Annotated in this window: 5 protein-coding genes; 1 reads left to right on the forward strand and 4 read right to left on the reverse strand. The window is 45.0% G+C overall.

Annotated features, from left to right (window positions below):
* Window positions 1-3,685, reverse strand: a 3,685-nt coding sequence (locus E2I14_RS18770) for an RHS repeat domain-containing protein (protein ID WP_133331422.1), incomplete at its 3' end; no start/stop codon positions are given.
* 65 nt (window positions 3,686-3,750) lie between these two features.
* Window positions 3,751-8,247: an FG-GAP-like repeat-containing protein gene (locus E2I14_RS18775; RefSeq protein WP_133331424.1), complete on the reverse strand. Its 4,497-nt coding sequence runs from the start codon at window positions 8,245-8,247 to the stop codon at window positions 3,751-3,753.
* Window positions 8,248-8,961: 714 nt separating this feature from the next.
* On the opposite strand from E2I14_RS18775, the gene E2I14_RS18780 reads away from it, so the two are divergent.
* Entirely contained in the window at window positions 8,962-9,894 is a 933-nt protein-coding gene (locus tag E2I14_RS18780; protein ID WP_227544821.1) for a type IV toxin-antitoxin system AbiEi family antitoxin domain-containing protein, read from the forward strand.
* Here the strand turns inward: E2I14_RS18780 and E2I14_RS18785 are convergent.
* Together E2I14_RS18785 and E2I14_RS19400 are read right to left on the reverse strand one after the other, a co-directional pair.
* A complete protein-coding gene (locus E2I14_RS18785) occupies window positions 9,871-10,773 on the reverse strand; it encodes a nucleotidyl transferase AbiEii/AbiGii toxin family protein (RefSeq protein WP_227544823.1) in 903 nt (300 codons plus the stop codon). The two genes, E2I14_RS18780 and E2I14_RS18785, sit on opposite strands and share 24 nt — an antisense overlap.
* A 467-nt stretch (window positions 10,774-11,240) precedes the next feature.
* On the reverse strand, window positions 11,241-11,537 hold the full coding sequence (locus tag E2I14_RS19400) for a helix-turn-helix domain-containing protein (RefSeq protein ID WP_165967902.1): 297 nt from the start codon (window positions 11,535-11,537) through the stop codon (window positions 11,241-11,243).
* Between the last annotated feature and the right edge of the window lie 138 nt (window positions 11,538-11,675).

Here is an 11,675-nt window from a genome sequence, read left to right on the forward strand (position 1 = left end):
TAGGATCTCCCTGTGCTTGTCGCGCTTTCCAGAAGCTCTCGACGTCCCCTGAAGCAGCATTTGCCCGTTCGGCATCAGTGATTGGAATTGGTTTAGCCTTTGAGCTATGTGCAAGCTGGTTGAAGAGATATCCAGCAGCCGCAGTTATCGCTCCATTTGCAAATTTTCCTCCTCCAATTACCGAAGCAGTACCACCTACCATTGCTGAGATTAGGGTGTTTCCGATCACGTCGTTGGAGCTCGCGTAGCCTGGCCCTTGGTTTCCCCACGCTGCAGAGAAACCACCGGCTAATGCCCCACTTCCACAACTTCCTCCGCTAGCATAAGAAGAAGCGCAACCGACTGCAGCGTGGCCCACTGTATTCCAAACAGGAGAAGTCAAGGACGTGAGCCCGTTTGTTGTGGCAGTAGTTGCATTCCCGACTCCATACATTGCCTCGGCCGTCAATCCGCTGATCAATCCCGTCTTCAATGCATTATGAACGGATTGTCCTGCGAAACCCGCCCACGCCGCCATTCCTGCACCGTCACATGCAGCAGCTGCAGCTGGTGTGCAGTAAACCGCCGATGTTACAGCAATCGCAACTGACCCAAGTTCGTAACCAACTTTCGTATGGGCAATATCACTAAAGACACTAAACATTGCTGTAAACGAATCTCTAAAATCAGTCCAACCACTCATTCCCGAAGGATCCGTGCATGTCATCGGATTGTTAAAGCAGTAGCCGTACCGATTAAAGTTTTGTAGATTGTACGGATCTTGAATCAATGGATCAGGCTGCATAAATACACCAGTCAATGGATCAAATGTTCGGCCATTCATGTGAATGATGCCCACATCGTCTAATTGTTCATGCCCTGTATACCCGCGCTGATCGCCATAATTAACTGCGTCACTCCAGTCAATCACAATAGTGCCATTCGCGTCGTACTGACCACTGGCTGTTCTACGTTTGCCAAACGGATCATATGAATAACGCGCCGTCACATTGCCACCTTGATCAGTTGTAGAAACTAAACTGCCTAAATGATCCTTATGCCAGTACTCAACCCCATCCAGAATAATTGAAGCCAATACCGGTGGCGTCGTTTGTGTACTAAGTAAAGTTGGCAGACTGGTCGTTGACACCAACATACCGATACTCATCCCACCTACACTAAGGAAGTGGCGATTGCTGATAATACCGTTGCTGTTCGTTTCGCTCTCAAATCCTAATCCACCTGCATTATCCGGATGCAGCATCCAGGTCGTTCTTGTTCCCGTGCTGTTGATTCGCATTTCCTTGATGCGCTGATGGTTTTCATCATATTGCCAGGTATATTGCGATCCACCCGTGGCACCCTTGATACCAGTTTGACTGTCCGGCATATTAAAACTGTTGTAAGTGATTGAGCGATAACCACTGGTCGCGCTAGTCACCATATTGCCATTGAGATCGTAACTAAAAGAATTATTCACGTAGCCAGAAACGTTTTGTAGCGCATGGGGCTGAATTCCCCCTTGTGGCAAATAGCTATATACCCCGACATCGCTCTTAAATAGCACGCTGCCCAGCGCGTTATATTCCAACGTGACGCTTCGATACAGATTTGGAATGGTCGGTGATGACACGGAGTAGGTTTGCAATCGTCCAATTGAGTCATATCCAAACGTATCCGTTACGGCTCCAGTAGTGCCATCGCCGTTGGAGTCAGTTCGGCCAACAAGGTGACTTAGACTATCCCATGAATAGCCGTAGTTCATTGCCGTCGTCGAGGTTGTTAGCCCTGCGGTGGATTGAAGGATGCGTCCGGTCAGCGCGTCAAATGTCGCCTTGCTGATAATGCCGTTACCAACGCTTTGTTGTTCAGTTTTACCCCATGCATTGACGGAGACCGCCTGCCACAGTATGGCCCCGGCAAGTAAATTAACGCTTATGGCCGGTGTCCCGCCGGCCGTCGCCGGTAACGGATTGACGGTAGCAGGCGTACCTAAAGTCAGAGTCGTCAGAAATCCATTGGTGGTGTAAAGATAGTTCACGCTCAAACCGGTAGGATAAGTTTGACTGGCCAAATGTCCATTAGTATCGTAACTCACTGCACTAGCAAAGCTCGGACCACTCGTAATAGTAGTGCGCTGATTAATCGGTCGACCGAAATTGTCGTAGACATTAAGGCGATCCACGCCGGATGACGTGCTGGACTCACACAGCTTACCGATACCTTTATTACAGGCACTGCCATTCATGTACCTGTCGTAACTCCAGCTGCTGGTGTATTCCTGCTCGATCCGTTGGGTCATGCGTCCCAGCACGTCGTATGTCATGGATGTGGTGGTGTTTGCACTTATATGCAGTTGATTCGGACTTTGTTGCGAGACTAATTCCCCAAGTGCATCATAAGCATAGGTCCATATCCCACTATCGGGATCATTCATCGCTAATTTATGGCCGCGAATATCGTAGGTGAGCTTGACACTGTTTTGCAAAGCGTCCTTAGTTTGAATCAGGTTACCAAAAGCGTCATACTGATTGGCTATTTGTGCACCGGTGGCATCTGTGACACGCACGACCTTACCATCTATATTTTTTTCTTCCTGACGGGTCTGCCCCAAATCATTGGTAGTGATGGTCACTAAACCGCTGTAACTGATTGTTGTCATGGTTGCAACCTGTGAGCCACGACTACCAAAGCCAATGTTGGCCTGGCTGCCTTTGGGATCCGACGTATAAACGATGATAGGTCGGCCGAGAATGTCTAGCACTGATTTACTCATTCCGTAATTGACATTACCCGTATTTGTGGCTGTAGCCGTGGAAGCTAGTGTGTCTAAGAAATATGGCTGGGTATTGACAACGACAGCGCCTTCGTCGTTATAGTCGGTGTCTTGCACAATCAAGCGTGCTGTTCCGCCTACTTGATTTGCACCATCAAAGGCTTCAGTGACACTGCGGATTTTTCGTCCAGCGGCATCCATATATACGCGACTTGCTGGGCCGTTTTTGGTACCGGAAATACTGTGTGATTCAACTTGGATAAAACTAGTTGCTAGCGCAGGTATTTCGGTAGAAATTGGGGCACTGCAAATAGTACTGTTGCTATTACTGGTCGTATCACTAATGCGTCCAGCAATCAGGCAATAATAGGTTGCTGTGCTGTTACCGTCAGCGTGTGTTTCCAGGATCGTGCGCCCGAAATCGTCAACCTGCCAGGATGTGGTGAGTCCGTTTGGGCCAGTTAAGCTAAGCTGTGAACCGAACCGGGGATCAATAGTTTTACTGTCTGATTGATTGAGTGCGTTTGCTACAGTTGTTTGAAACGTGCCTGCTGGCGCAGTTACTGAAACGCCGTTCACGGTGACAGTGTCTGCTGCATAGGTACTTGTGCTGGCCCGGCTTGCAAACAATGCTTGTCCAGTTGCCCCAGGACAATTGGCTGTCGTTGTGCTTTGTTTATTACCAAAGCTGTCGTAGAGATACGTAGTGAGCACGCACAGCTGCGGATTATTCGGCTCAACCGTTTCTGTCAACAGGAGTCCATTCACAGGATCATAAGTGAACGAACTACTTCGACTATAACTGTACACATTTGCAGGCGTCTGTGCATAGACAGCACTAACTTCGATCATCCCTAACAAAAGTAACAATGTCATGGAAAAATTACGCATCACTAATCTAGCATTGATATTTATTGAAATTGTATTCATCACGCTTATCCGATTATTCTATTGTTTTTTTAATTTAAATTGGCTTTACACGTCCATTTAAAAAGTCATCGTTCCATTAAATAATATCCCGCACTCGCTGAAGTTCCTGTGTTTGGAATTGCAGTTAAAGTACCCGAATAAGTCGCAACGCCTACACCACCTGATACAGTTACCGTTCCGCAAAGACTATTAGCAGCGCACGCGCCCCTAGGCCCTGTAACAGCCAAGCCAGCATTAGTGGTTGTATACGATATCGATGCGATGGCATGTTGACCCGTATTACTTAAAGTGCACCGGTAGAGCGGCGGATTAGGATACATCGTCGGCCCGGTTAAAAAAGTACAGGCGGAAAACGCTAATGCTGCCGGGGTCAATGGTCCAATGAATGTTGTATTGACTGTTGCACTTGCGGTTCGGCCCTTTGCATCCGTTACCGTTACTGCCCATGAATCGGTGAAGTTGTCGTCATAGGCTAATGTTGCGCTAATTGTTGGATTGGCGATTGCGGAACTGGACGCCGAAGTTCGGGCTCCAGATGTATGTGCCCAACTATAACTATACGGTGTCACACCGCCAGTGGCGTTTGCGGTCACCACTCCCGATGCCAATCCAGTGACGGCTGGAGCCACAGACAAAGAACCTGGGCTTATTGAAACGGCCGTGGAGGCGACAACATTTAAACTGAACGTTGTCGATCCAGCGGTACCTGTGGCAGGTGTGGGACTAGCGATTAATGTGCCTGAATATATATTTGCTGCGGTGCCAGTTGTAACCGTTACGATACCGCAGTTTGTACCACCAGCACATATTGTAGGACCTGTTGCTATTGTGCCAGCCGCAGTTGTATAAGCGATTGAAGACGTTGCAACCTGACCTGTGTTAGACAGGGAACAGGTCATTGTTGCTGCTGTTGGCGCCTCTTGGTTCACGCTACTGCAGCTAGATAAAACCAGTATCGGTGGTGTATTGGGACCATTAAAGGTGACGACATAGTTGGCAGTGCTAACTGCCCCCATTACATCTGTAACGGTAACGGTCCAGGTTTCATTAAAATGTTGGGCATAATTTATTGGCGCAGTGACCGTCGGGTTACTCACTGTCGTACTTGATACAGAACTTAGTGAGCCAGCGGTGAGGGCCCAGCTGTATTGATACGGAGGTGCCCCACCCGTTGCGCTGATATTCATCACACCTGATAATGGACCAATGACTGACGCCTGTAATGTCAACGCGCTAGATGTGGGCGTCAAAGTAATCGGCAGACCCTTACCGCTAGTGCTCGCCGCGTAAGGGCCGTTGCCAGCGGAAGTGGTTATGGCGCCTAAGTCATTAGTGACGGTACTTGTAACAGTGGAGTTCTGCAAACGCCCTAATATCCAGTTATTGCCACTTATGTTAGGTGGCAAATATGTATTAGTTGTGCTTTTCGTGATTGGCGTGCCAGCACCCAATGTGGTACTCACCATAATGCCTGTTGGATCACCGCTAGAGTTATAGGTATTAGTCGTCGTAACGGTTGGTAATGCAGTTCCGTTCAAATCATTCCCAGTGCTAATAGTTTGATACGCGTAGGGACGATAGGGATTAATTAACGGCACCGGATACGCTCCGCACGGCGCAACCAACGCACTAGCTGGCGAGCTCGGCGATGTCGTATCACAATAAAAATTGGTCGTAGTGCTTAATACTTGAGGCGATACTGTCGTTAGCGGTCCTACATCCATCTCTGAATAACTGGGTATTCCGATATAAGGTGTCATCATCAGGTATTGCGTTGATTGAGTCAGCGGATTACCATTTGGCGACAGATTTTGAGTTAGGGTATTTCTGAATCCCAACCAGCCACGCCCATCCACTGCAAATTTGCCGCCTTTATACGCATACTCGGTTGAAGTTGATCCGCCTGCGCCACTTTGACTGTTGATGGTGGCAATCACATACATCGGAATAGATGCATCAACCATCGGATAAACCGCAGCATTCGGTGTTCCACGATCAGTCGTGTATCGCGCTCCCAAACTACCACTGGCCGAATTTGCTAACGATACCCATGTTAATGTTGTTGTCAGGCCCGTGCTGCTTGTTATTGACATCAGTTGATCCGGTGGTACCGAATTGGATTTGACCAGCAGTAGATTGGTACCAGACGCGCCATTGTTCAGCAAATTCAAAATTTCTACATTGCCATTACCCGTGAAATCACCAATCACAAAGCTGGCTGTACCGTCACTTTTTTGCAGTTGATATCCTGTCAAACCGGAACTTGTGGCACGAAATGTTCCGTCTCCGTTACTGAGATAAACCATATTTTGTGTTTTATCATCCTTCCAACGGATGATATCTGTCCGGCCATCGCCATCAATATCGACCAACTGTATGCCAACGTTTGGTACTTGGGTCGCTGCAACACCGTATAATTCATTTCCAGTCGCTGTTAAATTAAAATTTGAAACTGTTTTTGGAGTGCCCGTGCCATCACTGAGCAGAAGGCTTTGTGAAATAAGATTTGAAGAAGGCATTAAGCAATCCGCACGTCCATCACCGTTAAAATCAATCAAATTAAGACATCCATTATTTTGATTGTTCGGATACAAAGTAAAATTTCCATCTCCAAGCGATGTCCACGTCCCGGTATTGACAACCAAATCGGTATATCCGTCTCCATTTACATCTCCGATATACTGAGATTTGTATGCGTATGATTGCGGTGTTGGAGAGGAATAAACAGAACGATGATTTAGGTTGCTCGCATGTTCCACAAAACTCCCGTCTTTTTGCCCCAAAAATACATGAGTACAAATGGTGGGAGCTCCGCAAAGCGACGAATCACTAGGAGCGGTAGTACCTGGGTAGGTTACTGCAGGCCAAGTCGTCGTAATAATATCTAAGAGGCCGTCATTGTTTACATCTAGTACATAAAAAATATTACCTGTGGTAACGATTGATGAATAAGGGGCCGAGTTCGTTTCAAAATTATACGTTGATGTCAGCTGTGTAAAATCTATACCGGCCGCGCCAGATGGGATCGATTTAGCAGTAAAGGTTCCGTCGCCGTTAGAGAGATATAAAATATTATTCACTGTTCCACAACCAGCCTTGGTCATGACTCGTAAAATATCGGTCAATCCATCGCCATTAAAGTCAGCCGCGATCGAAGAATAACATCCGTCACTCTTGAAGATATTGGCACCTGCCGCGTTAATATTAAATACTGTCGATTTCGAAAAATTTCCACCACCAGTGTTTTGATACAACTGATTTAATGTTGCATCGTCGGACCAACGCAATATGTCTAAACGGCCAGAACCATAGAAGTTACCGGTTAAAACGCCATAACTACCTTGTGTATTGATAACCTGCAACGAACTCACAGGACTGCTTTGAAATGTTGCATTGGGTGTAAACGCTACGCCACCGCCATCGCTATAATTGAAGGTGGTCGCTGGAAGGCAGACCGTTCCGGCACCCGTGCATTCGATGATCGTATGCAATGCGCTTCGATTAGATACCGTGCCAGGAAGGTAAGCAAGTTTAAGGTTTTTAACCTTGACCGCAGTAGCAGGTTGGGTAGATTGACTCGACGAGGGCCAATTGATGTACGTAACGATCGACTGCAAAATTTGAATATTCACAGTCTTGCTGCCCATGTGGTACGCCTCAGCACGATCTTGCGGCCCACCAGTATTATCAGCGCGGTCGGCATAATTAAACACCACTTTATTCGTGGGCAACTGCCCGGTAGCTGTATTTCCAGTGTAGCGAATTTCGGCAAGATTCCATTCATGTCCGGGCGGGCTGGCCCCACCTATCGAACTACCCCATCCAACATCGCGCTGGGAATATTGAAAGTCTATGTAGTTGCCGACAGTGTCGCTAATACGACTGACAGGCCATGCAGAAATCACGGTGGAACCCGCAGCGTTTATCTGCGCGTTGGCACTAGTATTATTGTTTATACCGTACTCATAAATTTGGCCACTCTTTGTCCAAACCATAAAGTAAGCTGGCCCATTTGCCAAATTACCTCCGACTGATCCATAAGCTCGAATTCGCGCGAATGAATCCGTGGTGGTGCGATATTCCACATAGGAACTACCCGTCAGCCCAGCGCTATCTTGGGATTGAAAAGGGTGCGCCAGACTGGGAGGATTTGTTGACCCGTTCGCGTTCACGATATTGCCGTTGGTATCGGTCTGTACTAATCGTTGGCCATCCAAACAGAGCTTATCATTGCCGTTAAAGTTGACCGAGGGTGTATAACCATCTATCCCTAAATTGCCAGGACAACGGGTAATCATCGACATACCCTGTATGGCCCATCCATAACCAACTGGGCCATTTACTCCACTGGCGCGATAAGACAATCCAACATTCGGTTGCATACCAGCGATTCCTGGCGGCACATTTATTGGATATGAATACGACGGCGTACCATTGGGTGAGACTGAAATTTGGCTGGCTGCCAGACACTGTGCCGAAACTAGAATGAAAGCAAGTGTACTAATCCAACATTTTGTTATTTGGCTCGTGCAAACGTGATCGATTAAGCGCGCTATTTTCAAGACAACTTCTCCATGACAAGGGGTGTTGGATTTTCACATCAACTAATTTTTGAAGGACATACTTGTCAAGCGCACAGATGCAAAATAAGTGCAGAGTGCTTTTTAGCTATCCGCATCTTTCGTACAAAAGGGGGAACAAATATATTTAACAATTTTTAAGGCAACTTCGTTATTTGTTTTAATCTGCCTAAACCAAGTCAAATAGAGTGGAGCTTGATATCAAAGTTGTATCAAGCAAGGCGTCAACGAAACATAACTGAGAGCAACTTCTTTGGTCAAGTTGGAAACCATCTTTTTATCAGCCTCGTTGTTTTTTGGGAACTGTGTTAGTGGCGACATTTAAGTATGACGCTTGTCGGTACGTTGGTATTTTTAAATAGATTTCTCCTAATTTAAAAATCTCATAATATCTAAATTAAGAAACGGGGAAACAGCATATCGTACAAAAAGTTTAAACTTTATTTAGTGCTATGAAGCATAAATGCTTCATAGCATAACTTATATCTAAATTAATTGCAATGATTTTTTCTATCATACGATTTAAATTCATTAGACTCATTCAACAACATTTGAGCTTGATTACATACCTATTATATGTTATGCTATGCAGCGTAAACGCTGCATAGCACTGTAAAAAATACGGTAAAAATACCCCATATCCTTTTATAGATATACAGAAAATTCACAATATATAGCTAATATCTGGTAGCATAAATGCTACCAGATGAAATTAGTAATTTAAATTGGAAAATCTGGATGAACCGCTCAAGAATTCAAATTGCAAAGCAGGATATCGTTAGCTACTTTGACGAGTTGCCCAACCCCGTCCTAAAGCTAAAAGAAATTCGCACAATTCTCTCAGATCAACGCGCTTTCTGGCGTCTTGCTCAAAACACCACTGGAGAACAATTCATTGGCTTCTTGGTAAAACACTCCAAACTTAAACTTTTTGAATTCCCATTCCCACAGCGCGCAGAAAAATGTTATGTCTGGGGTGATGTACCGTTATTAACTATCCTATTGGGACTTAAAAAAGAGCTTCACTTCAGTCATTACACTGCTATGCGTATCCATGGGCTGACAGAGCAATCGCCAACGTCAATTTACCTGACAGACGAACGAAAAAGTTATCCCTCTTCATTCGAACGCGACAAACTTGGTCAGGCCGAGATTGACCATGCATTCAAACAAGCTCCCAAGGTTTCAAATAATATGATTGAGTATGCCGGGAAAAAAATTTACTTACTCAACGGCGTAGATACAGGACATTTGGGCATCATTACAAAACAAGTCAATGATGATACTGGGAAAGAGGTCCATGCACGTATTACCAGCGTAGAGCGAACTCTCATCGATATAACTGTAAGGCCTATCTATGCTGGCGGTGTTTTTGAGGTCGCTAAGGCATTTGAGCTTGCCAAGGGTAACGTTTCAATTAATAAACTCGTATCAATGCTGCTTAAGCTGAATTATGCTTACCCCTACCATCAGGCAATTGGGCAGTACTTGGAACGGGCTGCTTATAAGCCGAGTCAAATTGACTTAATTCGGCGCATACCGATCGAACACGATTTTTATTTGACACACGAAATGAGCGAAACTCGCTACTCAAAGGATTGGCGTCTATTTGTTCCAAAAGGGTTTTAATTTTTCAATAATACTCAGCACAAACTTGAAGTAGACGTCAAAATCTTTCAAATCAAAATCGGGAGAAATTGTCGCTTGTACCGCCGGAAAACCTGCCAAATGAAATTCGTAATAATTCGGAACGTATCCCAATAATGTAAGCGGCACTTTCTTAATCTCAAACATAGCGGTCAAATTCTTTTGCATGACCTCCCCTATCAAATCAAGTTCGAGTGCTTTAACCAGAACAAAAATATCCACGAAATCTTTTGGCCGAGCGCTACCAGGACGAGCGCGCTTGATAATGGGGCCGTACTCCGGCATTTGTTGGCAAATTGCGCGTAGCTTTTCACATACGATCATAAGGGGGGAGTAGACATAAATTACCATTCCGTCAAAATCGCGGTACTCTTTATCTTCGATATACTCAAATCGACTAATATCAATGAGAAACCGTGTGCCCTGACCCAAATTAATTGCCAATCGACGCAATGCTTCAGGATCCGTTGCATGCTGTGTATAAATTTCCGCCGCAATCAACTTGAACTCAACAGCGTAGCCGCCCCAAAAATCCTTCATGTCTTTTGAAATCGCCTTAGGCTTTTCAACCATTTTAAAGTCAAATAACTCCAGACTGTTTGCTCGAAATGTCTCGACAAGTGACTTCTGGATGCGGATTTTAACAATATCGATTTCTTCGTTGAAATCCTGTTTCAATGAAAAATCTAGGTCCACCGATGCACGGGCGCTTATTTGGTGAATCAACGCCATAGCATTCCCACCCTTCAATACCAGTTGTTCTAACAGCTCATCGTCTGAGAACATGGCTTGAATCGCCCACAATTTAATATTGTGTAGAAGCTGCATCGTTTTCTGTGGACTTACGCTAAGTTTACTCATTAACTAACTGCTCCTAAAGTTGATTTTATAATGATGAAGATACCATGCTGTTCCCCTTAATCGCCTTAAGCAGTCATGGAGATGTTAGATATCGATATTAAGTTATCTAAATCTATTATGAGTATTGGGGAGAATAGCGGAACAGAAAAAATTGTAGGCTAAGGATTTTTATGTCGCCTCAGATACAAAAGTGGCAGAACCAGAATAATTCGGAACACTTGTGAAAAATGCTGGCAAACGTTTGCCGGTATTAATTCAGCGTGCGACATTAACGAATTGGTCGGGATAAATTCATCCTAAGAATCTTACTTGATCTATCCATGGTCTGGGCGTGTGATCAAGCCTCATTGATTTACGCACTTAATTAGTAATGAAAATTTTTACCACTTTTAGATGAACGAATTGACAGATTCCAAAAGTGAAAAAATTAGCTAATGAAAGAGTCATTTTTTAACGCCACTAAAACTTTAAAACAATCTTTTTTTCCAAATCTTTGGGCCCGGTTCAATTAATTTGTTTGCCTCATTCTGCAGCCATTCACGATATTCACTCGAAAGTGGTCCATCGTCCGAATGCACTTCTACAAGCCGTTGTTGGGCTAGAAGTCTGAGAGCCCTATGGACAGTCGCCAGTTCACTGAGTCCTAACTGATTGGCTAAGTTTTCGAGAGATTTACGCGAAACCTCATCGCTGGTATCAGTTTCGGGAAATGTGAGAATAAGCGTTGCTTGCATAATTTTTGTAGTGACTAGTTGAGTACGCACTTTATTTTATCCTGCAAAACAAAAATAAAAAGTCCAACATCCGGCAATCCCGAAAAAATTCATTTCGTCACGTTCACAGTTCGCACGATCAGTCATTAACCACGAATTGGCCAACAATCTAATTTGCATCTTAATATC

It is taken from the genome of Sapientia aquatica, from assembly GCF_004358105.1.
Classification (GTDB): Bacteria; Pseudomonadota; Gammaproteobacteria; order Burkholderiales; family Burkholderiaceae_D; genus Solimicrobium; species Solimicrobium aquaticum.